A 25,816-nucleotide genomic window follows, 5' to 3' on the forward strand; every position below is an offset into this window, starting at 1 on the left:
TTACAACACTTGATCCATTTTGGCATGTTAGTTTTTATGTTTGTTTCCGGCACGGAAATCAACCTCCGGTTTCTTCACAACAACCGACACAGCGTTGTACTCACAAGCGTGATGGGCATTGTCATTCCGTTCGGTCTGGGTGTGTCGCTGGCGTTGCTCGCGCCGGAATTTTCACAGGGAGCAAACCAAAGCCGTCCATGGATTTTCGCGCTCGTGTTAGGCACGGCGCTCTCTATCTCTGCCCTCCCCGTCATCCTGCGAATTCTCAAGGATCTTCATCTGCTCAAATCAAATATCGGCTTGACGATCATGCTTTCGGCCATGATCAACGACTTACTGGGATGGATCATCTTTACACTCGTCATTGATTTCGTTCAATCAACGGGCACGTTGATCTCGTCGCTCACATCGCTCGGTATGGTGATGATGTTTGCAGCCGTCATTTTTTATCTCGGACCACTTCTTGGAAACTTTTTATTTAACAATGAAACATTTGCGGTCACGCCAAAAATGGAAATCGCCATGTGCCTCTTGGCCGTCATCTTATTATCGAACATGGCGGAAATCGTAGGCATGCATGCCTTTTTTGCCGTTTTTCTGTTGGGTATTGTTTGGGCGCCCTTTTTCGAAGGCAAACACCAGAACTCCGGCGCCTTGCTGCACCATCTCGCGTTGAATATTTTCGCACCGCTCTATTTTGTTTCGATCGGACTAAAAGCAAACTTTTTCAGTAACTTTATTCCCTTTTTCGTCATCACGATTACAGTTCTCGCTTGCTGCGGAAAAATTCTGGGCGCAGGACTCGGCGCTTTGCTCGGGGGGATGAAACCCCAAGAAGCACTCTGCATCGGTATCGGCATGAACGCTCGTGGGGCCATGGAGATCGTCCTGGCTAGCTTAGCGCTGGAGCATGGTCTCATTACGGAAGCAGTGTATGTATCCCTCGTCGTCATGGCGCTTGCGACATCGCTGATCACAGGTCCTATCTTAAAACGCGTAATGCTGCATACCGAGCAGCCGCCTATTGTTACATTTAATGGATAAGCCAGCTCTTTCCTTGGGTGAATCGTTACAGGCACCGTCCTGCTATAAGTGGTGGCACAAACTTTACACAAAATCTTGACAAAATCTTGACCAAATGACGTTTATGGTGTTTTATTATAAGGGTGTTGCCTTTACACGATTTTCCAAGAGGAGGTTGTCCCATGTTTGTTTCCTGGATGAAGCGGGCAATGGCCGCTTCTACGCTCCTGGTGATGAGCCCCGCTGCCGCTTGGGCCGCCGAGGCCGCGAAAGACCCCATCGCCCAACAAGTCGACATGACCGGTAAGATTCTCGTTCCACTCATCGCCTTCGTCTTGCTGGCGGCCTTCGCCGCACGCTTTATGAAAAACAAAGGCCTCTTTACGCTGCACCGCGGGTTGGGCCTGCTCATCGGCGCCGCAACCCTCGGTCACGCTATCTACGCGCTCACCCAGATGGGCATGGAAAAACCCTTGATCAACGCCACAGGTATGCTGGCGACCGTCGGCATCGGCTTGCTGATCTTCACTGGCACACGCAACCCCGCTTCCGGGGTGCACCGCATGGCCACAGCGCTGTTGATCGCCGGGTTTGTCGCCCACAAGGTGATGATTCCATAGTCTCCTTCGGTAATGGCCCGGACTCGAAACAGAGGATGTATGTTCGATTACTGATGTATGTTCGATGACAAAGAAGCCTCGATAGCAGGCTTCTTTTGTTTTGTCGCCGAAGGTATGTTATGGTAATGCCATGCTTTGGAAGGAGGCAACCCCTCATGTGCGCAGTCAGTGTGGCAGAAGTCCCGATCCCGCAAGATGCTCTGGTCGCCGCTTCCCTCCAGCCGATCCATTACGGCGACTGTTACCGCATGCAGGTTCCGAAGAACTTCACCGGCGGCGTTGACGACTTGACCGGTTTGATTTTTTCACCGGCTTCAAACCCTTCCTGGGCGAGTGGGTTGACGAAGGTCCGCGATAGCGTCGTCGGACTGTTCGGCATCAAAAGGGTGACGCCCGGCCCCGGCGCTGCCAAACAGGGCGACTCGCTCCAACCGGGTCAACGTCGCCTGCTCTTTCCCATCATCGCTCGCACCGACACGGAACTGCTGTTAGGGTTGGATGATCGCCACCTGGACTTTCGCGTCTCTGTTCGGCTGGTCGAAGAAGGCGCAAACCGCTCTGTCGATGTGGCGACCGTCGTGAAGTTTCACAATCTCCTGGGAAGAGCCTACTTTGTGCCCGTGAAACCCTTCCACCGGCTCCTCGTTCCAGCGATCATGAAAAAGGCGGCCCTCAACTGGGAAATGGCGAACACCGACGAGGGGTAATGCCATCTCATTCAGACAAGACCATCAAAAAGTTGTCACCCGCCTCAGAAGAGGCTATCATAGGGATAAACCATTCCGCACTGAAGGGAGCGATTCTTATCCCAGTCGCACAACATATCCGCGCGCAGATCAGCCAGTCCTCCTGGATCCGCAAGATGTTCGAAGAGGGCGAGCGCCTGAAACCGATTTACGGCGAAGACAAGGTCTATGACTTCACCATCGGCAACCCGAACAACGAACCGCCGGCCGCTTTCCGTGAAGCCCTCATAGAATTGGCCAACCACCCTGTTCCCGGCATGCACCGCTACATGAGCAACGCCGGCTACCCCGAAACCCGTCAGGCTGTGGCCGAAGCCCTCAGCACAGCCAGCGGCAAGGCCTTGACAGCCGATCATGTGGTGATGACCGTCGGCGCCGGCGGCGGTCTGAACGTCGTCTTCAAGACGATCCTCGACCCCGGCGACGAGGTGATCATCTCCGCTCCCTTCTTTGTCGAATATAAAGGCTACCTCGCCAACCAAGGCGGCAAGGCGGTCATCGTCCAGTCAAAAGAAGACTTTCAATTGGACCTGGACGCCATCGCCGCAGCGGTGACGGCGAAAACGCGGGCCATCATCATCAACTCCCCCAACAACCCCACCGGCGTCGTCTACCCCGCCGAGAGCCTCGACGCATTGAATCGCCTCCTGGAAGCCAAGGGCGCCGAGTTCGGACGAACCCTGTTCGTCGTCTCTGATGAGCCCTATGCGAAAATCGTCTACGACGGGGTGACCGTTCCTCCCGTCTTCGCCCACATCCGCAACAGCATCGTTGTAACCTCCCACAGCAAAGACCTGGCCCTGCCGGGTGAACGCATCGGTTATATCGCCATCAGCCCCGAGATCGAGGAAGCGACCCTGCTCTTCGACGGCTTGGTGCTGGCCAACCGCATCCTGGGCTTCGTCAATGCGCCGGCCTTGATGCAGCGCCTGGTGGCCAAGCTGCAGAACGAATCGGTGAACATCGACGAGTACCGAGAAAAACGGGATCTCTTCTACGACAACCTGACCGCGATGGGCTACGAGATGGTCAAGCCTCAGGGGGCCTTCTACCTCTTCCCCAAGTCCCCCCTGGCTGATGACGTCGAGTTCGTCCGGCGCGCCCAGAAGTACAACATCCTCCTCGTCCCTGGCAGCGGGTTCGGCAAACCCGGCTACTTCCGCATCGCCTACTGCGTAGAGAAGCGGATCATCGAGAACTCGCTGGAGGCCTTCCGGGCGCTGGCGAAGGAATTAGGACTGTCGGGTTAGACTAAGAGAAGCAATAGATTGCCCCCTCAATAAAACTGACAATCAAGTTAATCCAAGAAAAACAGGCTATAATCTTTGAAGAGAAAGGGTGACATTTCTGTCATCCTTTCTTTCATAAAACCCTCCCCCCTTCAATCCCCTTCCCCCATCAAGTCCCTTCTAAAGTCCCCCTTCTCTTCCTGAGAAACGTTCCATCTCTTGACGAACAGATGATTTCAGTAGGAAAGGAGCCTTAGCTCGTGGATGCCCTGCACACATTCACTGACAAAGTCACCATTATCACCGGCGCCGGCAACGGCATCGGCCGCAGTGTCGCCCTGGCTTACGCACAAGCGGGCGCTACGGTCATCATCGCCGAACGAAACGCCGAATCCGGTAGAGAAACAGAAGCCATCATCAATGACAAAGGCGGCAAAGCCCTGTTCATCCCCGTCGATGTCCGCCGACCTGACGACATCGATGCGCTCATGGCGGAGACGGAAAAACGTTTCGGCAGGGTCGACATCCTGATCAACAACGCTGGCGTCTCCCGCTGGAAATCCCCCTATGAACTGACCGTGGAAGAGTGGGACGACATCATCGACACGAACCTGCGCAGCGTCTTCCTCTGTTCCCGCGCGGCGGCCCGGATCATGAGGACAATAGGCGGCGGCGCCATCGTCAACATCGCCTCCACGCGGGCGCTCATGTCCGAACCGGACACGGAGGCCTACGCCGCATCCAAGGGCGGTATCATCGCCTTGACCCACGCCCTGGCGGTCTCGCTCGGTCCCGACAACATCCGGGTGAACGCCATCAGCCCCGGTTGGATCGAGACGGGCGACTATGAACAGTTGCGCCCCGTCGATCACAGCCAGCACCCCGCCGGGAGGGTGGGCAAACCGGACGATGTGGCGCGGGCCTGCCTCTTCCTTACCACGGAGGGCAACGACTTCATCACCGGCGCCAACCTGGTCCTCGACGGGGGCATGACGCGCAAGATGATCTACGAACCGTAAAGCAGTAGGCAACGGCTATCTTTTTAAGCTACTCTAATTTGTCTTCCACCTCGTGGACCCCGTCCACCCCATCGCGCCGGACATCCACATAGAGGGTCCCGTCGCTCTGCAGGGCGGCGTAAAACACCTCCGACAGATCTTCCACGCCCCGCTTTTTCAGTTCGCCGTAGAGCCACTTGAAACTGAGGTTGTGTTGGAGCAGATTCTGCTCCAACACATCGCCGTCCTTGATGATCTCCGTCGCCAAGCCCTTATATGCCGTCGGTTTGCCCAGGTCGCTCATCGTTACCGGCAGGTGCTGCGACTTCTTCAGAACGCTCAGTTTTCCGTTGGGCTCCAACAAGGCAAACTCCACATCGGTGATGTTGAAAGCCCCCTTATTGCGTAGTTGCATCTCCAACTTATCCAGGCTGTAGCGGAGCCGCTTCATGTTTTCTTCCATCACCTTGCCGTTTTGAACGACGATGACGGGCTCCCCTTCCAGTATTTTGCGGGCGGCCAGACTTTTCAAATGGACCATGCTAGTGGCCACCGTGGCGATTGTCAGAACCACAGGACTCAAGAGCACCCATGCGCCCTTTACCTCAGTGACGACATAGGCGCCGGCAATCGTCCCCATGACGATAGCGATGACAAAATCAAAATAGGTCATTTGAGACAATAGTTTTTTTCCAATGATGCGGGTCAGAATGGTCAGCAGTATATAGGCTGCCAGCGTCTGCGTTGTCACCCGGAACAATTCAACCCAGCCGTTTTGCACGCGATGAGAACCACCTTTTCACGCTTGTCCTTGATCCAAGTATGTGCTTTATCCCAATGGGTCGCTCCTTTCATTCTCCCCTCAAAGTCGACTGGGAATCCCACAGGCAACCTACGCGCAGAATCCTCTTGATCAAAAACAAAACAACCATGCCTCTTCAGGCCACAGGTTATGATGAAAAGGCCTTTTCATCATAAAAAAAGCCGGGCAAAATGCTCCGGCTTCCTGATAAACAGCGAATCGCTATGATTGAACCCCAGTTCTTTTCCAGGGTTATTCTTTTGACCTGTCCATTTTTTTCTTCAACCGGCTCAAGTTTTTCATTCCCCGGCTGATCTCCATCGCATGAGCCTCTTCCGCATCGAGTTCCTGGGCGATGGACTCCAGCGCATCCCAAGGATTCACCCGTTCTCCACAGGTGAAAATGTCAACGGCGGCATATCCGAGTTCCGGCCAAGTGTGGATCGTCAGGTGGGATTCGGAGATGACGACAACACCGCTGACACCTTGCGGTTCAAAGCGATGAAAGACCACTTCCCGGATATCGGCCCCCGATTTCTCAGCGGCGCGAACCATGACCTCTTCCACCGTCTTCACATCGTTGAGTTTATCGGAATTACATTCCCATACCTCGGCCAGCAACTGCACACCGAGGGGATTGCCCAACACATTCATCCACGGCAGGTCTCCTTTCAGATAGCATTATTCCTCAAGGAGCCTGCAATTATTTTTTGAACTTACTCGGCTTTTTCCGGCCGTATCTCTTCGTAAGCCGCTAAAGCCTGCCGGTGAATCTCTTTGATAGGCAGATTCCCCCGGCGAGCCGCCGCCTGGCAATCATCAAATTCGGGATGAATGTTGACGACGCGACCGGCCAGGATGCCCCGCTTCAACCGTACCGGACCGCCTTCAGTGGTCACCGTCACCCAGTCCCGTTCCAAGCAAGCCCGCCGCTCCAGGCGGGAGCGAACACCGAGCGTCGTCGACTCGGCAAAGAGTTGCTCCAGCACGACCGTCCCGCGCTCGGGCGGACAAAGCACCGTCAGGTGGCAGCCGAGGCGGCCTTTCTTCATCATCACCGAAACCGCTTGCACATCCAGCGCGCCGGCATCAAAGAGCCGGGCTGTCAGGGGCGAGAGCCACTGGGGATTCATGTCGTCAACGGTCGTCTCGATGACCTGCACATCCTCCCACAGGAGCGCCGGCACGCCGCCGGCGCCATGTTCACTCCCGCCCCTTTGCAACTCCCCCAGGCAATCCCCTTTCTGTCCATGCCCGTGGTCATGCCCGTGGTCATCTCTTTGCTCATGTCCGTTCTCATGTCCATGCTCATGTCGGTGCTCATTTTCTTGTTTAATCCCGTGCCCATTTCCATGACCATGACCGCTGGCGTGTTTGTGACCATGCCCATGGTGATGCCCGTGGGCATGGGTCATGCCGCCGGAACAGACGAGCCAACTTTTCCCTGCCTCTTCACGGCGACCGAGCAGCAACCGCAGCACATTGGGCCGATCCTTCGCCGGCCGAGAGCCTGCCCCGTGACCGATCCGCTCGATCCGCAAGGGCATCCCTTGGGAATGGCTGTCATGGGGACGGCCCAAGGTTGTACAGAGGGCGGCGCCGGTCGGCGTGACCAGTTCGCCCTCCCCGCCGCCGAGGTAGACGGGGAAGTCACGGACGAGGTCGGCCGTAGCCGGCGCAGGCACCGGCATCACCCCGTGGGCGCAACGGACCGTGCCGGATCCGAGCGGCAGGGGCAGGACGAGGATCTCCTCCACCTTCAGGTATTCCAGCGCCCAGCAGGTCCCGACAATGTCGACGATGGCGTCGACAGCGCCCACTTCATGAAAGTGAACCTTTTCGACGGAGCAGCCGTGCACCTTCGCTTCCGATTCAGCCAGACGCGTAAAAACCCGGATGGCCATCTCCTTCACCGGGGACGCCATGGCGGAACTTTCGATGATCTGCGCCACATGATGCAGGTGGCGGTGGGGCTGGGGCCGGTCATCGAGAAGGACGTTCACCTTCGTGGCCCGGATGCCCTTGGAGATGACAGACTCACGGCGCAACTCATAACCGTCGACGCCGAGCCCTCGCAAGGCTTCCGTCAGTTCTTCCCAGGGAACCCCCAGGTCGACCAGGGCGCCCAGCCACATGTCGCCGGCCGCGCCGGAGACGGGATCGACGACGAGGATGTTATGACCATTCGTAGGCGCATCATTCCGGCAGCCGTGCGAATGTTTGCCTCTTTCCCCATGACCATGGCCGGTTTGCTCGTCGCTATTACACATCGTGGAACCTCCCTGCTTCACGACTTCCGCTGCGGACGATCGTCGCCGCCAGGGCCGCCGCGCCGAATCCATTGTCGATATTGACGACACCGACGCCGAGGGCGCAGGAGTTCAGCATGCCCAGCAACGCCGAGAGACCGCCGAAATTGGCGCCATAGCCGATGCTCGTCGGCACGGCCACGACAGGGATGTCCACCATGCCGGCGACGACGGAGGCCAGAGCGCCTTCCATGCCGGCGATGACGACGATCACCTGCGCCTCGTTCAGTTCATTCCGCTTTGATAACAGCCGGTGCAACCCGGCCACACCGACGTCAAAGATCCGCTTCACCCGGCATCCCATGGCGAGAGCGCTGACAACCGCCTCCTCGGCAACCGGCAGGTCGGCCGTTCCCGCCGTGACGACAGCAATGGTCCCGATGGGTCGGTCGTTTTCTTCCGGCACACGCAGGGTGATGGCCTGAGCCAGTTCGTGAAAGACCGCTTCGGGAACCTTGGCCTGCACAGCGGCAAAGGCTTCCGCCGTGCAGCGCGTCGCCAGCACCGGCAGACCCGTCTGGGCCAATCGCTCGAAGATGGCCGCCGTCTGTTCCGGCCGTTTGCCGAGGCCGAAGATGACTTCAGGAAAACCCTGGTTGATGGCCCGGTAGTGATCGACCTTGGCAAAACCGATATCCTCATAGGGCCAACCTTTCAGCCGATCGACGGCCTCTTCCACAGGCATCTGCCCGTCCTGGACCGCCCGCAACAGATGGGTCAGCCTCGAATGATCCATGGAAACCGACTCCTCCCGACAAGTTCAATCCTTATCATACCACAGATGTAGCAGTATGTAGTCTGCTGGCAATTATTCGGCGATTTGTCCACTTACGCTTTATGTTTGTCCGCTTACGCATAAAAAAGAAGCTTCTGAAGAGAAGCGCCCTCCCTTTGCAGAGAGGGCGCAACGTTATTGGACGTTATTGTCTGAAGCATTTTCATCTCAAGCGCTTGTTCCAAAGCTTTTTTTCTAACTGACCAGCCAGCCTTTCGGCAGCCTGCCCGTGCTATCCGACGATGACGCCGACGCCGTCGGGGATGACGGTGATCTCTGCATCATCGCCCTTGATGGCTTTGGCCATGGTCAGGGCTTCTTCGAGCGTTTCGGCGTAGTCGAGGTGCATGTCGCGGAAACGGCCTGCCAGTTTTGGGTCGCTGACCATGATCACCTTGTACTTGATCAGCATGCGGCAGAGGATCTGCGATTCCCACTGGTCAGCCGGCGTGTCTTCCTTGGCCGTCGACAGGAAGGTGTCCATGGCGGCCTGGGGAGAGGGGAAGTCGGCCAACTGGTGATAGAAGTCCTCGCCGCCGAGCCCGTCGGAGCAGCCGGCGACCATGATGATGACGGCGCCCGGCTTGGCCGTCGCCTCTGCCGCCGTCATGCCTTTGACAGCTTGGTACAGGTTCTGGTCGAGGGGATAGCCACCGTTCGTGGAGATGACGATATCGCCGGGGATCGGCTTGGCGGCCACCAGTTCACGGACAAAGGCACAGCCTTTGAGGTGGGCCTCGACGGTGTGGCCTGCCACTGCGTAGATGATCTCTTTTTTGGCGTTGATCACTACGTTGAGGACAAAGGCCAACTTGGCCTTTTCCGCGGCGAAGAGCATATCGCGGTGGATCGGGTTGTTTTCCAGGTTCCCCGTGCGGGCATAGGGGCTGGAGATAAAGGTGGAGTTGTGGTTGTACATGACGGTCTTGCGGGAGGCGACACCGGGGAGGACGCTCTTGCGGCCGCCGGAGAAGCCGGCGAAGAAGTGGGGCTCAATGAAGCCGTCAGCCAGGAGCAGGTCGGCCTCGACGGCCAGCTTGTTCACCCACAACTCGCCGCCGGAAGGCAGAATACCCAAGAAGGCCATGTCCTCGTCTTTTTCGGAGAGGTGATTGACGATCTTGACCTCGTCGACGACCTTTTGGCCGAACTTGGCCAGCAGTTCCTCGTCGGTGGTCGGGCGGTGCATGCCGGTGGCGACCAGGATGGTCACATCGGCGTCAGGGTTGCCCTTTTTGATCTCTTCGAGCATGAGCGGGATATTGATATGGCTCGGCACAGGGCGGGTATGATCGCTCGAGATGATGACGATATTCTTCTTGCCCTTGACAAGTTCCGACAAGGGCGGCGAGGCGATGGGATTGGCCAGCGCACGGCGGACGATCTCTTCCTGGGTTCCATCCGGGGTGTATTCGTGGTTCTCCGGGGTCAGCAGGCGGACCTTGGGGCCCGGTTCCAAGGGAAGATCCAGGTAGGTCTTATGATAGGGCAGCTTAATCAAAAACATCGACCCCTTTTCGTGATAGTGGTGACAAAGTTATTATAACGAAAGAAAGGGTCTTTCGGAAGAAGCGAAAAGCAGTGAAGGCACAAGAAATTGCTACAAGAGCGCAAAGGAGTGGTGAAAACGTGTTAGAATATAATGTAAAAAGCGGAATTAAAAGGTATATCAGAAGGAAACACGTGGTTCTTCAAGTTCGACGAGCAACATCGGAAATAGAGAAACGGTGCGATAGCATCCCGAATCTGGTTCGCGCTTCTGGCTTAGTACTCTGGATAGACACCTGGATTAGAGATTCTATACAAGAGAATCGAAATGAAAGAATCGAGGTTCCTGCTGTGGAACAGTCTGACGCGCTGTTGCAAGTGGATATCCGCCGGGCCGGATACGGCGAAAAAAAAGAGGCGATCCGGAACATCCGCTTTTCCCTTCGACCAGGAGAGATGATGGGGCTCATCGGCGCCAACGGCGCCGGTAAAAGCACCACGATCAAAGCCATCCTGGGCCTTCTGCCCGAGTTGGACGGCGCGGTCCGCATCGGCGGAAAGGGAAGGCGTCTGGCCTACGTGCCGGAACAACCCATTTATTATGAAGAACTCACCTTGTGGGAGCACCTGGAATTGGCGGCGGCGGCCCACGGCCTCCCGCAGGATGCCTTCCGGGAGCGTGCCGTTTCGCTGCTGCACCGCTTTCGCATGGACCATGTGCGCGACCACCTGCCGGAAAGCTTCTCCAAGGGCATGCAGCAGAAGATGATGCTGGCCCTGGCCTTCCTGCTCGAACCGGAGGTGCTTATCGTCGACGAACCTTTCGTCGGCTTGGACCCCCGGGCCACGCTGGATCTCCTGAACCAACTTCAGGAGGCGCGCCGCCGGGGCGCCGGCGTGCTCATGTCCACCCATGTCCTCGACACGGCAGAAAAAATCTGTGACACCTTCACCCTCATCGACGACGGATGCGTCGTCGCCTGCGGTACGTTGGCGCAACTGCGCGAGCAGAGCCGTCTTGGGGGCGGTTCCCTCTTCGACTGTTTCCATGCGTTGTTGGAGAATGAACCATGATCACAGCCGACAGTCTCTTTCTCCGCCGCCTGCGATCGGAATGGCGTTTTCAGTACGACCTCTGGAAAACGGTCGTCGACTGGACCATCGCCCTCTATCTCATCATCCCCGCCCTGCTCCTTTTCGCCGACGCCTACCGTTCCTGGTGGCTCGCGCCGCCCCTTTGGCTCGCCGGCCTCCCTGCGGTGATTCCCCAGAGCCTGCTCCTCCTGTTCATCTTCACTGGCCGCATGCGCATCTTTGTGGAGGAGGCAGACCACCTTTTCCTGCTTCGTCAACGATCCTGGCACAGGCGCATCGTGGCGCTTGGTATCTTCTATTCGCTCGGCAAAGAGCTTCTGCTGACGGTCCTGCTCTTTTTGCTGCTGGCGCCCTTTCTCACAACCGGCTACGGGCTGGCCGTCAGCCAAATCGCGCTTTTGATCGGTGTCACCTTCCTCTTTCGCGCCGTGATGGCGCTGAGCCGGCAACTGCTCACGTTGCGCTATGCCGACTGGAAAGGGACCTTGCTCTTTTTCCTTCTCTTTTCGCTGGCTGGTCTGCTCTTCCGAACGGAACTGGTCGCGCTAGCCGGTCCTCCGCTCGCGCCCACCGTCTTCGCCGGTTGGGGCAGTTCCTCGATTCTGGAAAAACCGAACGGTCCCGGCGTTCCGCCGACGCTTCAAGATTTGTCGATTCCGTCGCCCCAGGATCGTGCTCCCCAGGATCAGGCGCCCCTCGACGGAGTGTATCCGGCGCCTCCCTCACACCTCGCCCGCAATCAGGCGGACCCTTCCGCTATCGCGGGGACTGTGGAAGGCGGCCACATCGACGTCATCGCAGCCACGACCGTGATCGCCCTGACCGTCCTGCTCGGCTATCTGATCCGGCTGCGCCTCAACTGGAAAGGTCACTTCTTCCACGACGTCGCCCGGGAGAGACAGGAGCGGCTGCGCTACGCCGCCCTGATCCTGAACGCCGCCGGCTTTCGCTTTCGCAAACCCAACCGGCGCAGACAGCGTCCCATCGCCTTTCGCCGTTCCAACGCGCTCTTTCGTCGCCGCGCCGCCGTCGACATCCTGACTGAGGCCTGCCTGAAGACGGTGCTGCGCAGCCGCTCCCGTCTCTCCCAGTACGGCCAGATGACCCTCCTGGGGTTGTTCGCCGTCACCATCGCGTCGGGACTGTGGAAGTGGGCGCTCTGGATCGGCGCGATCGTTGTGATGACCCAATGGACGGGATACTACTGGAAAGAGACGATCCATGCCGAGTTCGTCCAGCTTTTCCGCTGGACCGTCTCCGACCAGCGGCTGGCAGCGGAACGCGCTCTCTTTCTGCTGAGTCTTCCGTCGTTGCTCCTCATCAGCGCCGTCGCCGGGTTTCAAAGCTTCTCTTGGCTTGGCGCCGCTGCCGCCTTGCCCTTGGGCTCCTTTGCCGGATACGTCACCGCCAACATGATCTCTTACTTTGGAGTGATTCATCATGAACAACCGGCACAAGAAACTGACCTTTGACCCTCTCCATCACCCCTACCCCTCCCGGCGGTTCACCGTCTTCGGCCGCCGGGGCATGGTCGCCGCCTCTCACCCTCTGGCTGCCCAGAGCGGACTGCAGGCGCTGCAACAGGGCGGCAACGCCGTCGACGCCGCTGTGGCTGCCGCCGCTTGCCTGACCGTGGTGGAACCCACCTCAAACGGCATCGGCGGCGATGCCTTCGCCCTCGTCTGGCATCAGGGCAAACTCTACGGCTTAAACGCCAGCGGACCGTCACCGAAGCGGATCTCCCTCGACACTGTCCTTCGCGAAGGCTGTGGTGAGATGCCCGCCTACGGCTGGACACCCGTCAACGTGCCCGGCGCTCCGGCCGCCTGGGCGGAGCTGGCCCACCGCTTCGGCCGGCTGCCTCTCACGTTATCGCTGGCCCCGGCCATCGCCTATGCGGAAGAAGGGCATCCGGTAGCGCCGGTGGTGGGCCGCTACTGGCAGGCCGCCTTCCGGGAATACGCCCAAAACCTGCGGGGTGAAGCCTTCCGCCCCTGGTTCGATACCTTCGCGCCGAAGGGACGGGCTCCCGCCACCGGCGAGATCTGGCGCTCGCCCGACCACGCCCGCACGCTGCAGTCCATCGCCGAGAGCGGCGCCGCCTCCTTCTACCGGGGCGACCTGACCGAAAAGATCGACGCCTTTTCCCGGCAGACAGGCGGCTTCTTGCGCGGCGACGACCTGGAACGCTACCGGCCCGAGTGGGTCGATCCGATCCGCATCGACTACAAGGGTTATCAGGTCTGGGAGATCCCGCCGAACGGCCACGGCATCGTCGCCCTGATGGCCCTCAACATCCTCAAAGGATTTGACTTCACCGAACGAGAGTCGGAAGCGGCCTACCACCATTCCATCGAGGCGCTCAAGCTGGCTTTTGCCGACGGAAAACGCTACATCGCCGATCCGCGCCGGATGACCGTCTCTGTCGAAGACCTGCTCTCTGATGCTTACGCCGAGGAGCGGCGGCGGCAGATCGGCCCGAAGGCGCTGACACCGTCGCCTGGGATGCCCCACAGCGGCGGCACTGTCTACCTGGCCGCCGCCGACGGCGAGGGGACAATGGTCTCCTACATCCAGAGCAACTACATGGGCTTCGGCTCCGGTCTCGTCGTCCCCGGCACGGGGATCGCGCTGCACAACCGGGGACGCAACTTTTCCCTCGACCCTGCCCATCCCAACTGCCTGGAACCAGAAAAAAAGCCCTACCACACGATCATCCCCGGCTTTCTCAGCAAGGGCGATCAGGCGGTAGGACCCTTCGGGGTCATGGGCGCGTTCATGCAGCCCCAAGGCCACGTGCAGGTCGTGCTGAACACAGTCGACTTCGGGCTCAACCCGCAGGCGGCTCTCGACGCGCCGCGCTGGCAGTGGACAGAAGGAAAGCGCGTCGAGTTAGAGCCCGCCGTCCCGGAAGCGATCCGGGAGGCGCTGGCCCGGCGGGGTCATCACGTCTCGACATCGGCTGACCCGGCTTCCTTCGGGCGCGGCCAGATCATCTGGCGCGACGAGTCAGGGGTCCTCGCCGGCGGGACAGAGCCGCGGGCCGACGGCATGATCGCAGTATGGTAGTTTGTCCGGCTACGCCATGGTGCGAGATGGCATCCTTGGTCGCCGCACTTTGCGGGCAGCGCAATATAAGCGCTTGCAGCGCGCGATAGGGGGAGTTCCCTCCCCTGTCGGAATATGTTAAAATAACTACAATCAAATATCTTTCATCCGGCGCTGAGTTCCGCATGTAAGCGCCAAAAGTGCTTTCGCAGGATGATGTCGTTCGTCAAACACCCCAGCCACAGAACGGCAGGGGTGTTTTTTTTATTTTTCGAAAGGGGGCGCCGCCTTGTTCAACGGATTGATCGACAAACTCCCCCAGGAGAAGATGCAGGCGATCTACGACGCCAACACCCGAGCCGCACGAGCCGACGGCTTTTTCTACCTGATGGTCTGCCTCTCTGGAACCGTTGCTACCCTGGGCTTGCTCACCAACAGCGCCGCCGTTATCATCGGCGCCATGCTCCTGGCGCCGCTCATGAACCCCATCGTCGCCGGCGCGCTGGCCATGACGATCGGCGACACGCAGATGCTCCGCCGTTCCGCCGTAGCCGAACTGAGCGGCGTCATCCTGGCCGTCGTACTCTCCACCTTCATCACCCTCATCTCGCCGACGCGGGAATTGACACCGGAAATCCTCGCCCGCACCCAGCCGACCCTCTTTGACCTGCTCATCGCCTTCGCCTCCGGCGCAGCCGGCGCCTACACCCTCGCCTACCGCCCTGAATCGTCGGCCCTGCCTGGCGTGGCCATCGCTACGGCCCTCATGCCGCCCCTCTGCGTCGTCGGCATCGGTTTCGCCTCCTACGATTACAGCGTCGTCTGGGGCGGATTCCTGCTCTTTTTGGCCAACTTGATCGCCATCAACCTCGCCAGTTTCATCGTCTTCCGCCTGGCCGGTTTCACCACCCATTATGGCAACGACGAGTCCTTCGACCTGTCTGTGCGCCAGCGGCTGTTAATGTCGGCTGCCCTCTTCGTACTCATCTCTCTTCCCTTGGTAAGCATCATGCTAAAGGTGATCGACCACAACAATCTGGACAAGCTCGTGCGGGAATCGCTGACTGAAAACCTGCAGATTGTACCCAGGAGCGAACTCGTATCCTACAAAGCGGAGCGAAACACGGACGGTGTGACCGTCTCCGCCGTTGTGCGCACGCCGGGCACATTCAAGCCAGAACAAATCCGGGATATGGAAAACGTGCTGGAGTACACATTAAAAGCGCCTGTGGAAGTCCATTTGCAGACGGTCCGCGTCGCCGAGGTCACCCGCCACCGCCTGTTCGATGTCGAACACCCGCTTCCCGGAACGGGTTCCGGCGCTGTGCCCGCTGAAGCGGCTTCAGGGGGGGCGTCGGATAGTCCGGCAGAGGGAGCGGACACCCCGGCCTTATCCCCGTCGGCATCGACCCAGACTGTAAAGCTGAACAACCCGGAAAAATTGATCGAAGACATCCTGGTGGAAAAAAGCAGGGTGTCCCCCGGTTTCCTCTGGCAGACCTTCTCCTTTTCCTACGACCGGGAGAAAGCTGCCTATGACGTTCGCCTGCTCATGCAACCCCAAGCCGAATGGACAGGCGATCTGCCACCGCTGTTGGCCGAACTGATGGAGGAGCGGCTGAAGCGCAAAGTCAACCTCACCGTCGAAAAGCCCAAGGCGCCCGAAGCGGCTGCGCCAGGCACGCCGGGAGAGGAACCGGCTGCAGCAAAAAGCGCCGGTTGATCCAAACCTGCTCTGCCGTCCTCGGCGCCAGATGACAGCTACACCCCTTCGAGTTGAACCGTGCATTCCCCTAACAAGTCATCTCCCCAGAACAGGGCCAAATGATCGCCGCTCATCACGGGACCGACGCCGACAGGCGTGCCGGTGTAGAGGATATCCCCCGCTCCCAACCCAAAGCGGTTGCCGCAGTAGTCAACCAGCAACTGCGGGGAAAAGACCATCTGGGCGGCATTCCCCCGCTGGACTTCCACCCCGTTTTTCAACAACCGAAAATCGCGTTCCCCCAGTCGCTTCAGGCCGGGAAAGGGGATGGCCCGGCTTATGAGCGCACCATTCCGAAAGCCCTTGCACTCCAGCCAGGGCTGCCCCCTGCGCTTGATGTCGTTTTGCTTGTCTCGGAGGGTCATGTCCAACCCCAGCGCCATCTGCCGGACCAGATCGTTCACCGACATCCCCGGCTCGTAGGCGCGATCGATCAGCAACACCAGTTCGGCCTCATAATGGACAGATCCCCGCTCCCCCGGCAGCAGCACCGTTTGCCCCTGCATCTCGACGAGGGCATGGGTCGGCTTGGTGAAAAGGATGGGCGCCTCGGGCACTTCGTTCTGCAACTCCTGGGCGTGCAGGCGGTAGTTCCAGCCGACACAGTAGATATTGCGGACATCCATCGTGAGTCAGCCCTTTCTTATCGACAATGCCTTTGTGCCCACTTGCATCATACCCCATCGCGCATCCTTCAGCAAACGAAAGGATTCGGCGTCCCGCCGCTTTATATGAAGCCGGTTTTCCGATGTTTTTTCACTATAATCATGTTGTGAATACCAATAATTGAGCCATGACCTGTCCTCTCGAACAACGGTATAATGAGTCAGGCGCCCTCTGCTTATGCTTACACCAATGGGTCTATGACCGGAAAGGACAATATAGGGACTATGAAAAAAATGATTACTCCCTTGCTCACCATGCTTCTCACCCTTTCCCTGTCCCTGTCGCCGTCCCTTCCCCTGTTTCCCCCCGCCTCGGCCAGCACGCCCGCACCGGCGGATCCCCTATCCCGGTACATGGTGAAGGACATCGACGGTCACTGGGCCGAGTATTACCTGATGGATTTTGTGTTGGCCGATGTGCTGACCGGCTCTATCGACAAGGATGGCGCGACGATGATGCGCCCCGAAGATAACATCACCCGGGCAGAACTCGTCACCCTGTTCGTCCGCGCTCTCGGTTTGCAGAGCAACGGCGGCGGCGAGTCTTTCTCCGATGTCCCGGCCGGCCAGTATTACACCGACGCCGTCCGCATCACCAGCGCCCTTGGCCTGGTCAACGGCGTCGGCACTGGGAAGTTTGAACCGAATCGCAAGATCCGGCGCGAGGAGATCGCCACCCTGGTGGTGCGCGCTTTTGAAGGCGGCATCCCCTTCGACAAGCAGGCCCAGCCATTTTCCGACGTGACGGACGGCTTTTTTAAGCCCTACATCGACAAGGCAAGCGGCGCCGGCCTGATCAACGGTGTGGGCGACAACCGCTTCATGCCGAAAGGCTTGGCCAAGCGCGCCGAAGCGATGGCCCTGCTTTGGAACGCCCTCCGTGTCGAAGCGGACGCGCCACCCACAGACCAGACCTTGACCGACCTCGTGCTCACGAGCGAGCGCGCCGCCTTGTCGGCGTTGAAGTCCCGCGATTTTGATGCTTTCGCCCAGAGCATAGAGAAACACAGCACGGGATTTCAAAAGGAGTTGCGCAACCTGCTCATGGACGGCATGGCGCAGATGATCGCCGAAGGCGACAGCATCGATGTGATCGACCGCAGCGCGCCGGTGGCCCGCGTCATTACCAAATCGAACCGGTTTGCCGTGATTGAACTGGATGAGGATTACGAATTGGTGACGGTAACCGATGGAGTGGAAACACGTGAGACCAAACAGACGACAACGACAGTGCTCCTGAAGAAGATGCCCGGCGGATCGACCTGGAAGATTTACGCTTCCGCTTAAACGAAGGAAGATCATTTCCCAAGCCGCTCACCGGATGATAAATCTCCGAGCACTGCAGAGAAATGACAGAAGCGGTTGGAACCTCGATGAGGTTCCAACCGCTTTTTTGATTTTCCGTACCGCTCCGGCTTCCTCGCTGTATGGGCTGATGCGAAATTCCTAATGGAAAGGCTCCCCTCACAAGGAAGCTTTTACAACGAGATCTTCATCCCTGCCTTCGTCGAACCGCGCCGGTAGAGGACGGTCATGCAGGAGAGTTTTTCCATCAGCGTCTCATCGATCTGGCTCCAGGAGAAGCGCCATGTCCAGTTCTTGTCGTTGATCGTTCCCGGCAGGTTCATCCGCGCCTCGACGCCGAGGTTCAGCAGGTCCTGCATGGCGAAAATCGCCGTGTTGTAATTCGAAGCCATGGCAAAGCGGATCATCTCCCAGACGATGTCCCGGCCGTCGCAGCGGAAGTAGGCAAGCAGTTGATCTCTTTCCCAGGGCTGGAGCGTCAAAAACCAGCTGAGTGTCGTATCGTTGTCGTGATTTCCCGGGTAGATGACATAGTTTTTATCATGGTCGTAAAAGAGCCCGTTGAAACCATCTTGACCGCTGAAGGAAAAGTGCATGATCTTCATGCCCGGAAAGCAGAAGCGTTCCCGGAGCGCCGTAACCTCCGGCGTGATCATGCCTAAGTCCTCGGCGATGATCGGGATCGGTCCGAGCGCCTTTTCGACAGCGAAGAACAGCGCCTCGGCAGGCCCTTTGCGCCATTGGCCGCGGACTGCCGTCGGTTCACCGTAGGGAACGGACCAGTACGCTTCAAAGCCGCGGAAGTGATCGACGCGGATGATATCAGCCAGGGAGAGATTGTGGCGGAACCGCTCGATCCACCATTGATAGCCCGTTGATTTCAGGTAATCCCAGTTGTAGACCGGGTTCCCCCACAGTTGGCCCGTCTCGCTGAAGTAGTCAGGGGGCACGCCGCCGACCTCTTTGGGGAAGCCTTTCTCATCGAGGGCGAAGATGGCCCGTTCGCCCCAGGCGTCGGCGCTGTCCAGGGAGACGTAGATGGGGATATCGCCGACAATCCCGATGCCCCGTTCGTTGGCATAGGCCTTGAGGGCGTACCACTGGCGGAAAAAGATGAACTGGACAAACTTTTGGTAGCTGGCTTCATCGGAAAAGGAATGCATCGTGCTCGCCCATCCCAATTCGTCGGGGCAGGCGAACTCGGGATCCCAATCCAACCAACTGATATCGCCGAAACGGTTCTTTAAGGCCATGAATTGAGCGAAGGGGTCCAGCCAGCGACCGTGCTGGTGACAAAAACGCCCATGCTCCGTTTTGAGGGGCGACCGTTCCGGCAAGGCGCGGAAGCGCTCAAAGGCGAGGCGCAGCCGGGAGCCCTTGTACCAGTAAGCCCAGGAAAAATTGGCCCGGAAAGGGTTCGAGCGGTCCACCTCTTCCACCTCGGTGCCTGTGAGCAACCCATCCTCCCGCAGCTTCTCCAAGCTGATCATGAGCGGATTGCCGGCAAAAGCCGATTGGCAAGAGTAGGGACTGTGCCCACGCCCCGTCGGCCCCAGGGGGAGCACCTGCCACAACCGCTGCCGGGCGCGGGATAAAAAGTCGACAAACCGGTAGGCGTCGGCGCCAAGATCGCCGACACCGTGTGGACCAGGCAACGAGGTGGGGTGCAGAAGCACCCCGCTGACGCGTTCCTGCAACAGGGGAGTTCACCTCTCTGTTTTAGGCATCACAAGATCCCAGGTGATCATTCTATGAATTGAACGATTTTTCCTTCCGCAATCGCGCCGATTGGGCCACGATGTCCCGGTATTCAGCCTCCCACTGCGCCCGTACCTGTTCATCGCCTTTGCGCCGGGGCATGGACAAGCGCCCCAGCAGATCGGCCATGCGGCATTCCAGCCGCAGCCGCTCACCCGAGATATCGGTTTCAGTCCGTTTTGCCTTGCCGTACGGCGACGGGTCCACCGGTTGAAACGGCTGTGCTGTCTGTGACGGTTGTGACGACCGCTGCGACCGCGGCGACTGGGACGGCTGCGTCGTCCGCGACGGCTGACACGCCGTGACCCGGCCCCCCTCGATCCAGAGGACTTGATCTGCCACTCGGTCGACGAGCCTGCGGTCGTGAGATACAAAGAGGATCGTCCCCGGGTACTCCCTGAGCAGCGATTCCAGCGCTTCCAGGGCGTCGATGTCGAGGTAGTTCGTCGGCTCGTCAAGGAGCAGGACGTTGAAATCCTGAACCAGCGTCATCGCCAGCGACAGTTTCACCCGTTCCCCGCCGCTGAGCATGGCCACCTGCTTGTGCGCATCATCGCGCCGGAAGTTCAGCCGCGCCAGCAGGGTGCGCACGAAGGACTCAGGCCGATCAGAAAGGGCTCGCAGCGTCTCCAGCACCGTCCGGTCCTCACGGAGCCGTTCCAGTTTTTGGTCAAAAAAGCCGATACGGGCTGCCGGATGGATGGTGACCCCCGTTTCCCTTGCCAGGATCATCTTGAGCAAGGTGGTCTTCCCCGATCCGTTGTCGCCGGCCAGCGCGATCTTGCGACCCCTCGCTACCTCGAAATTTGCGCCCTGAAAGAGCAGCCGCTCGCCGAAGCGCTTGGTCAGGTTCTCGACGCGGATGGCGATTTTGCCGGGCAGCGCCCCTTCTCCCGGCCGATCGAAGACGATGCCTGGCGCCGCCTCGGGCTTCTCCTTCTTCTCCAGCCGCTCAAGGCGGGACTCGATGGCCTGGGCGCCCCGGTCGAGCTTGGCCCGCTTGCTGTTAACGCCGCGCTTGTGCAAGCGGGCTTCCGAATTGCCCATGCGAGACGGCGTCGACCGCATCGCCTTGGCCTGCCGTGACTTTTCCCGCATGGCCGCCTCCAGGCGCTCCCGTTCCTGTACATACGCCTCGTACTCAGCCTGCCGGCGGACCGCCTCGGCCTGTTTTTGCTTGCGGTAGTCCGTGTAGTTGCCGTCAAAGAGGCGGACGCAGCCGTTCTCGATCTCAAGGATGCGGTTACACACCTGATCGAGCAGTTCCCGGTCATGGGAGACGAGCAGGACTGCCCCGTCATATTCGAGCAGGTGCGCCTGCAACAACTGCGTGCCCGCCATATCGAGGTTGGCCGTCGGCTCATCGGCCAGCAGGATCCCTGATGGGCGACCAAGGGCGACGGCGATCTTGCGTCGGGTGACCTCGCCGCCGCTCAATAAGTCCGGATCGCCTGTCCGGACTTGAAAACGCTTTTCTTTATCGGCCTGCTCGGAAGTGCGAAGGAGGCGTTCGGACAAATCCGGTTCTCGCAAAGTCTCTTCGGAACCGTCGCAGCCACCATCGCAGCCACCATGGCAACCACCGTAGCCAGCCATCTCACCGTTTCCCATTTGTTCGATAACCGCCGTTTCGGCATACCCTTTGACCAGGCCCTCTTCGGGAAGCAGCCGCCCTTCGAGAATCCGGAGGAAGGTGCTCTTCCCCGCCCCGTTGCGGCCGACGACGCCGATCCGGTCGCCCCGGTAGATCTTCAATTCATCAATAGCCAGGATCAAACGATCCCCAAAATATTTCTTTAGGTTACAAAGCTCTGCTGCGAGCATAAAAAAACCTCCCTTGGGAGTCCAAGAGAGGATGGCGCGCTAACGACCAATGCATTACCCATTACATAAAGGCATTATCGCACAGCCAAAGCAAGCGCCCAACAGGGGCTGCTTATGACAAGCGCGAAACATCGCCATTCGTTTTCTTCCCGCCAAGCGGTAGAAATACGAAACACGGACGAAGGGCCTTTTGCTTGATCTGCGCAAATATCCATCCTGTTCTTGACTCCGAGCGTGATGACGGAACCAGTGGCCCGGGCAATAGGAAACCCGGCTGCCAAGAGGGCCGCTTGCATTCGGAAATCAATGGAAACAGGATTATTTGCGCATGTCTCGCTACCTTGCCCTTTCTTCGAGATTCGTCTTTAGTGTACGTCAGAATCGTCCAGGAGTCAACGGCGCCGGGCAGTTGCGGCGTCAAGCCGCAGGCTCCGATTCCAAGCTACTTTCATGGTAACAATCTGCGAGCGCAGCCCGGCTACGGCTTCGCCCGTACAATCACCGTCCGTCTCGCGCCGTCCCACTCGACGGCGCCGCCGACGGCCTCGGTCACATAGCGGGCGGGGATCATCGTTCGAGCGCCTAGGATGACAGGGGCGGCGTCAAGACGCTTTTTCTCACCCTGGATTACGGCGGAAGGGCTCCCGACGGTAAAGAGGCTCCTATTCCCCGCCTTCTCAACGGTGATCGTCCCGGTGGCGCCGTTCCAGGTGACCGAAGCGCCAAGCGCCTCCACGATGGCCCGCAAGGGGACCATAACCCGGTCATTGCGGTCCAGATAGGGAGCCGAATCAAAGGGAACCTCACGCCCGTCGACGACCACCCGGATCGGTTCGATCAATCCCGGCGGCGAATCAAGCCGGTCGCCATAGATCAGGTAACGCTTTCGTTCTTCTCGAAAGGCCTCTAGAGCCGGCCGGTAGTTGTCCTCCATCTCCTGCGGCGACAGGCCGGCCTCCAGCCAGATGCCCACTTTGTCGGTGCCCATGATCTTGTCAAACATGACCACCTTGTCACCGCTTTTTGGCACGGGGAAGCGGTTGAGGGAATGGGCGTAGGCCAATGCGTAGATGCCTGTCTTGGCCGGGTTGAAGGCATGGTAATCAGTGATCTGAAGTCGCACCCCGCCGGCTGTTCCGCGCCGGTCGGCGACAAAGGTGACGCCGGGGAGGCCAGCCCCGTTGAGCAGTTCCGCATACTTGTCGGCGTCGATGCCCTTGGCGCCGATCCACTTGAAGTTCGATTGGAAGACGCCGGTGCCTTCGCCGAGACCGGTGGCCATATAACCGAAGGCGGCGTCGAGATCGACGATGGCGGGTGACGTGTTTACCCAAGGCAGACCCGTATCCTGGAAGACCATGTTGCGATGCCAGCCGGCCATCGGCACGACGGTGAGCTTGGCGCCGATGTTGCGGTTGAAATAGAGGGCCAGTTCACCGGCAGTCATGCCGTGAGACATCGGCAGGTTATCTACGCCGACAAAGGTTTTATAGGGATCCTCCAGCACCGGACCGTCGGCGATGACGCCGCCCACAGGGTTGGGCCGGTCGAGAACAATGATCGCTTTGTTGTATTTCTGGGCGGCCACCATGCAGTAGTTCAAGGTCGACATGTATGTATAGGAACGGGCGCCGATATCCTGGATATCGAAGAGCAGCACGTCGAGATTGCGGAGCATCTCTTCGGTGGGCATCCGCGTCGGCCCGTAGAGGCTGTAGACGGGGATGTTCAAGGTGGGGTGCTGGTAGGAAGCCACATGCTCGCCTGCCTTGGCTATCCCGTCGACGCCATGTTCGGGACCGAAAAGGGCCACAAGCTTCGTCGACTGATCCCGGGCCAGCACTTCGAGGGTGCGTTCACCGCGGCTGTTGAGGCCCGTCTGGTTGGTGACGAGGCCGACGCGCTTGCCGGCGATGAGGCTATGGTATGTACTCATCAGGCGTTCGTTGCCCAGGGTGACCGCTGCGGCCTCAGCCGGCGGCACGACCGGGAAGGGCGGTAAGGGGGAAATCAAAATGGCGCTGAGCCCGAGCAAAATGGCACAGAAAAGCAACCACCGTTTTTGCATTGCATAACCTCTTTTCGACAATTTTTATTTCGCGACAAGAGCGATTCGCCTTACATATCACCACCTGTTGCATCGATTATATTCTATTTCTTCGACGCCCCCCCAGGGATCCCCTTTTTTTGGGACGGGGCGAAAAATAAGCCGCCGGCAATCAGCCGGCGGCTTATTCGATAGGGACTTCGTCTTTTGCGGATTCCTAGCGCAGGGGCGAACCTCTTACTGCATCTTCTTGATTCCGTCGACGTCCACCTTGCCGGAGTCCTTGGGCACGAAGGACTTGCAGCAAGTGGACATGCAGTCATTGACAGAGACGGCGGTCAGTTGGGCCGACATGTTGGCGTCCACGTTGTCGGGCTGGTTGGCGCCGAACTTGTCGCTGGCGACGAGAATCTCATTGGCGACACACTTGTTCCCGGCAGCATAGTAATGGCAGTTGCTGACGATGCAATGGATGTGCTGTTGCGGCATCTCTTAAATCCCCCTTTTGCGTTTTTTTTAGTTTCCCCACGCAAAAGGAGACTATGCTCCCATCAGTGAATTCTCCGGGAATTCTCCGGTTAATCGGCTGACAGGGGGCGACCCCAGCGTTCGAGCAAAAACTGGACGAAGCGCCAGACCGGTCCTGAGGGGAAATGCTCCGGCAGGAGGTCTTCCAAGCGATGGACCATCGCGTTTTCCGGCGGGGTAACCGCTTCAACGATGCATTCCACCTGTTCCGGTCCGCCTTCAGCCAGGCCGGAGGCGTATTCCTCATAAATCTCCCAGAATCGCTGCGGCGCCCGGATGTGCAGCCAGACATGACCGCTGATCGGTCCGGGCAGCAACTCCCGCACCAGCCAGTAGACGGCCGGCGCCGTATCGGGGATCTCCACGTAGACCCAACTGCTGTGGCGGCGCTCCTCCGACGGCGCCCTGGCGGTCCTCGGTTCCAAGGTCATCAGCCCCTGGCGAAGCAGCTTCCACCCCAGCGGTCCCGGCTCCAGGGGCCACAAATCCGGTTTGGAGTATTGCAGGGCCACATGCATGGGCAACACCTCAACCGTTTCCACTGTTTTACCCGGCAAATTCTTCGCTCTTCCATTCCTTGTTGTCGAGGGGGTAGGCGACGACGAAGGTCGTTCCCGTCTCAGCGGACACCGTAAAATGGATCCGCCCGTTCAGGTAACGCTCTGTCAGCAGTTTCATGCTGTAGGTGCCGATCCCCCGGCCCTCCCCTTTCGTTGAAAAGGAGCGCTTAAAGACCTGGAGTTGCACCTCCCGCGACATGGGCACAGGGTTGTTCACCCAGAATTCCACCCAGTCGCCCGTCTTGCGGCAGCCGGCCGTGATCACAGCGCCGGGCGGCGAGGCCTCGACGGCGTTCTTCAGCATGTTTTTCAAGACCCGGCGCAACAGCACCGGCGAACTGAGGAAGGTGGCGTTGTCTGATCGCCCGTCGAGACGGACGGACCAGCGCCCATACTGGTCACTGGCGGCAAACTGGCGCACCAGCCCGTCCAGCAGTTCCCGTGAGCGGATATAGGCAGGCGTCACCTTGAGCTCGTCATTTTCTGCGGCGATCAGATCACGCTGCTCGGCGATCTCATCGACAAGACCGCTCGCCACCGATTCGAGCGTAACGAGGAGGTGCTTGGCCTCTTCCAGATCTTCCACGTCACGACCCAACTCCAGGAGCCCATGCAGACCGCTGGCCGTGTTCATCACATCATGGAAAAAAATCCGTTCCAGCATCTTGCGCCGTTTTTCATGGCTGATGTCAGTCATCGTCACGATCGAAAATATCTGGCCCTCCACCTCAACGGGGTTGGCCAGGACGCGCACATCGAGGGCGCGAAAGGAATCACCGGCGCGTACGGAAATCCGGCAGTCCTGGCAATCAAGTTTTCCTTGCAGCCCGTTCATCAGGGCGAAGAAGGCCCCGCAGGTGCGGCAGGATTCGGTGGTGCCGCAGCCGCCCGTCTCATTGTTGGCGTGGATGCAGCGCAACACCTCGCCGGGGCGCACCCCCAGCACCGTTTCTATATTCACATCGCCCAGCAGATCAAGGAGCGCCGAATTGGTAAAGATGATCTGCCGCTGCCGGTTGAGCACCATGGTGATATGGGGCAGGGCGTTGAAGGCGACCCGCACGCCTTCCAGTTTTTCGATCAGGTTTGCCTGCGCCTCCACCTCGCGACGGCTCAGCCGCTCCGCCAGCGTGTTGACACCGAATTCAATGGAAAAGACGGATGATGATTCCACAAGCCCCACCTCCTTATAATCGTCAATCAACCGGCGAAGCCCCTACGCCCGCGCCTG

The 25,816-nt window shown here is 59.0% G+C and carries 22 protein-coding genes; 10 read left to right on the forward strand and 12 right to left on the reverse strand.

The window, feature by feature from the left end; all coding sequences use genetic code 11:
- The 5 genes from GTO91_RS11750 to GTO91_RS11770 form a co-directional block, all read left to right on the forward strand.
- Nucleotides 1-1,044, forward strand: a 1,044-nt coding sequence (locus GTO91_RS11750; RefSeq protein WP_161258918.1) for a cation:proton antiporter, incomplete at its 5' end; no start/stop codon positions are given.
- Nucleotides 1,045-1,205: 161 nt separating this feature from the next.
- Complete coding sequence (locus GTO91_RS11755) at nt 1,206-1,643, forward strand: hypothetical protein (RefSeq protein ID WP_161258919.1); 438 nt, start codon at nt 1,206-1,208, stop codon at nt 1,641-1,643.
- Nucleotides 1,644-1,798: 155 nt separating this feature from the next.
- Entirely contained in the window at nt 1,799-2,350 is a 552-nt protein-coding gene (locus GTO91_RS11760) for a DUF2867 domain-containing protein (protein ID WP_161258920.1), read from the forward strand.
- A 98-nt stretch (nt 2,351-2,448) separates the two neighbouring features.
- Nucleotides 2,449-3,639: a pyridoxal phosphate-dependent aminotransferase gene (locus GTO91_RS11765; RefSeq protein ID WP_161258975.1), complete on the forward strand. Its 1,191-nt coding sequence runs from the start codon at nt 2,449-2,451 to the stop codon at nt 3,637-3,639.
- Nucleotides 3,640-3,887: 248 nt separating this feature from the next.
- Nucleotides 3,888-4,637: an SDR family NAD(P)-dependent oxidoreductase gene (locus tag GTO91_RS11770; RefSeq protein ID WP_161258976.1), complete on the forward strand. Its 750-nt coding sequence runs from the start codon at nt 3,888-3,890 to the stop codon at nt 4,635-4,637.
- A 28-nt stretch (nt 4,638-4,665) separates the two neighbouring features.
- Here the strand turns inward: GTO91_RS11770 and GTO91_RS18175 are convergent, their stop codons facing one another.
- The 5 genes from GTO91_RS18175 to larA all read right to left on the reverse strand — a co-directional run bounded on the left by GTO91_RS18175 (nt 4,666) and on the right by larA (nt 10,009).
- Nucleotides 4,666-5,397, reverse strand: coding sequence for a YetF domain-containing protein (locus GTO91_RS18175; RefSeq protein ID WP_207709017.1), 732 nt, complete (start codon nt 5,395-5,397; stop codon nt 4,666-4,668).
- A gap of 273 nt (nt 5,398-5,670) precedes the next feature.
- Nucleotides 5,671-6,072, reverse strand: a complete 402-nt coding sequence (speD, locus tag GTO91_RS11780; RefSeq protein WP_161258921.1) for an adenosylmethionine decarboxylase — start codon at nt 6,070-6,072, stop codon at nt 5,671-5,673.
- A 62-nt stretch (nt 6,073-6,134) separates the two neighbouring features.
- On the reverse strand, nt 6,135-7,688 hold the full coding sequence (larC, locus tag GTO91_RS11785; protein ID WP_161258922.1) for a nickel pincer cofactor biosynthesis protein LarC: 1,554 nt from the start codon (nt 7,686-7,688) through the stop codon (nt 6,135-6,137).
- Nucleotides 7,681-8,463: a nickel pincer cofactor biosynthesis protein LarB gene (gene larB, locus GTO91_RS11790; RefSeq protein ID WP_161258923.1), complete on the reverse strand. Its 783-nt coding sequence runs from the start codon at nt 8,461-8,463 to the stop codon at nt 7,681-7,683. The genes larC and larB overlap by 8 nt, the downstream gene beginning before the upstream one ends.
- A gap of 271 nt (nt 8,464-8,734) precedes the next feature.
- Nucleotides 8,735-10,009 carry a nickel-dependent lactate racemase gene (gene larA / locus GTO91_RS11795; protein ID WP_161258924.1) on the reverse strand — a complete coding sequence of 425 codons (1,275 nt, stop codon included), beginning with the start codon at nt 10,007-10,009 and terminating at the stop codon, nt 8,735-8,737.
- Between the two features lie 332 nt (nt 10,010-10,341).
- On the opposite strand from larA, the gene GTO91_RS11800 reads away from it, so the two are divergent.
- The 4 genes from GTO91_RS11800 (at nt 10,342) to GTO91_RS11815 (ending at nt 15,856) form a co-directional block, all read left to right on the forward strand.
- Nucleotides 10,342-11,064, forward strand: coding sequence for an ABC transporter ATP-binding protein (locus GTO91_RS11800; RefSeq protein WP_328793792.1), 723 nt, complete (start codon nt 10,342-10,344; stop codon nt 11,062-11,064).
- Nucleotides 11,061-12,557, forward strand: coding sequence for an ABC transporter permease (locus tag GTO91_RS11805; RefSeq protein WP_161258925.1), 1,497 nt, complete (start codon nt 11,061-11,063; stop codon nt 12,555-12,557). Before GTO91_RS11800 ends, GTO91_RS11805 begins: the two co-directional genes overlap by 4 nt.
- On the forward strand, nt 12,526-14,154 hold the full coding sequence (locus GTO91_RS11810; protein ID WP_161258926.1) for a gamma-glutamyltransferase family protein: 1,629 nt from the start codon (nt 12,526-12,528) through the stop codon (nt 14,152-14,154). The genes GTO91_RS11805 and GTO91_RS11810 overlap by 32 nt, the downstream gene beginning before the upstream one ends.
- Before the next feature lie 268 nt (nt 14,155-14,422).
- Nucleotides 14,423-15,856, forward strand: coding sequence for a TIGR00341 family protein (locus GTO91_RS11815; protein WP_161258927.1), 1,434 nt, complete (start codon nt 14,423-14,425; stop codon nt 15,854-15,856).
- Nucleotides 15,857-15,894: 38 nt separating this feature from the next.
- On the opposite strand, the gene GTO91_RS11820 is transcribed toward GTO91_RS11815, so the two are convergent.
- Complete coding sequence (locus GTO91_RS11820) at nt 15,895-16,524, reverse strand: fumarylacetoacetate hydrolase family protein (RefSeq protein ID WP_161258928.1); 630 nt, start codon at nt 16,522-16,524, stop codon at nt 15,895-15,897.
- A 264-nt stretch (nt 16,525-16,788) separates the two neighbouring features.
- On the opposite strand from GTO91_RS11820, the gene GTO91_RS11825 reads away from it, so the two are divergent.
- Nucleotides 16,789-17,850, forward strand: a complete 1,062-nt coding sequence (locus GTO91_RS11825; RefSeq protein ID WP_161258929.1) for an S-layer homology domain-containing protein — start codon at nt 16,789-16,791, stop codon at nt 17,848-17,850.
- A 191-nt stretch (nt 17,851-18,041) separates the two neighbouring features.
- Here GTO91_RS11825 and malQ read toward each other — a convergent pair whose 3' ends face one another.
- The 6 genes from malQ to GTO91_RS18680 form a co-directional block, all read right to left on the reverse strand.
- Nucleotides 18,042-19,565, reverse strand: a complete 1,524-nt coding sequence (gene malQ / locus GTO91_RS11830) for a 4-alpha-glucanotransferase (protein ID WP_235919566.1) — start codon at nt 19,563-19,565, stop codon at nt 18,042-18,044.
- Nucleotides 19,566-19,617: 52 nt separating this feature from the next.
- Entirely contained in the window at nt 19,618-21,450 is a 1,833-nt protein-coding gene (gene abc-f, locus GTO91_RS11835; protein WP_161258930.1) for a ribosomal protection-like ABC-F family protein, read from the reverse strand.
- A gap of 478 nt (nt 21,451-21,928) precedes the next feature.
- Entirely contained in the window at nt 21,929-23,518 is a 1,590-nt protein-coding gene (locus GTO91_RS11840; RefSeq protein ID WP_161258931.1) for an exo-beta-N-acetylmuramidase NamZ domain-containing protein, read from the reverse strand.
- 216 nt (nt 23,519-23,734) lie between these two features.
- Complete coding sequence (locus GTO91_RS11845; protein ID WP_161258932.1) at nt 23,735-23,986, reverse strand: DUF1540 domain-containing protein; 252 nt, start codon at nt 23,984-23,986, stop codon at nt 23,735-23,737.
- Between the two features lie 89 nt (nt 23,987-24,075).
- Nucleotides 24,076-24,582 (reverse strand): hypothetical protein, encoded by a 507-nt coding sequence (locus GTO91_RS11850; RefSeq protein WP_161258933.1) that lies wholly within the window; start codon nt 24,580-24,582, stop codon nt 24,076-24,078.
- Nucleotides 24,572-25,759, reverse strand: coding sequence for a sensor histidine kinase (locus GTO91_RS18680; protein WP_161258934.1), 1,188 nt, complete (start codon nt 25,757-25,759; stop codon nt 24,572-24,574). The genes GTO91_RS11850 and GTO91_RS18680 overlap by 11 nt, the downstream gene beginning before the upstream one ends.
- Nucleotides 25,760-25,816: the final 57 nt, after the last annotated feature.

Origin of the sequence: Heliomicrobium undosum (assembly GCF_009877425.1) — a bacterium.
Classification (GTDB): domain Bacteria; phylum Bacillota; class Desulfitobacteriia; order Heliobacteriales; family Heliobacteriaceae; genus Heliomicrobium; species Heliomicrobium undosum.

What these genes read in the sequence shown, in the direction of transcription:
- GTO91_RS11755 (WP_161258919.1), top strand. Translation starts at nt 1,206, where the DNA reads ATGTTTGTTTCCTGGATGAAGCGGGCAATGGCCGCTTCTACGCTCCTG.
- GTO91_RS11760 (WP_161258920.1), top strand. Translation starts at nt 1,799, where the DNA reads ATGTGCGCAGTCAGTGTGGCAGAAGTCCCGATCCCGCAAGATGCTCTG.
- speD (WP_161258921.1), bottom strand. Translation starts at nt 6,072, where the DNA reads ATGAATGTGTTGGGCAATCCCCTCGGTGTGCAGTTGCTGGCCGAGGTA.
- larC (WP_161258922.1), bottom strand. Translation starts at nt 7,688, where the DNA reads ATGTGTAATAGCGACGAGCAAACCGGCCATGGTCATGGGGAAAGAGGC.
- larB (WP_161258923.1), bottom strand. Translation starts at nt 8,463, where the DNA reads ATGGATCATTCGAGGCTGACCCATCTGTTGCGGGCGGTCCAGGACGGG.
- larA (WP_161258924.1), bottom strand. Translation starts at nt 10,009, where the DNA reads ATGTTTTTGATTAAGCTGCCCTATCATAAGACCTACCTGGATCTTCCC.
- GTO91_RS11805 (WP_161258925.1), top strand. Translation starts at nt 11,061, where the DNA reads ATGATCACAGCCGACAGTCTCTTTCTCCGCCGCCTGCGATCGGAATGG.
- GTO91_RS11810 (WP_161258926.1), top strand. Translation starts at nt 12,526, where the DNA reads ATGAACAACCGGCACAAGAAACTGACCTTTGACCCTCTCCATCACCCC.
- GTO91_RS11820 (WP_161258928.1), bottom strand. Translation starts at nt 16,524, where the DNA reads ATGGATGTCCGCAATATCTACTGTGTCGGCTGGAACTACCGCCTGCAC.
- GTO91_RS11825 (WP_161258929.1), top strand. Translation starts at nt 16,789, where the DNA reads ATGAAAAAAATGATTACTCCCTTGCTCACCATGCTTCTCACCCTTTCC.
- abc-f (WP_161258930.1), bottom strand. Translation starts at nt 21,450, where the DNA reads ATGCTCGCAGCAGAGCTTTGTAACCTAAAGAAATATTTTGGGGATCGT.
- GTO91_RS11840 (WP_161258931.1), bottom strand. Translation starts at nt 23,518, where the DNA reads ATGCAAAAACGGTGGTTGCTTTTCTGTGCCATTTTGCTCGGGCTCAGC.
- GTO91_RS11845 (WP_161258932.1), bottom strand. Translation starts at nt 23,986, where the DNA reads ATGCCGCAACAGCACATCCATTGCATCGTCAGCAACTGCCATTACTAT.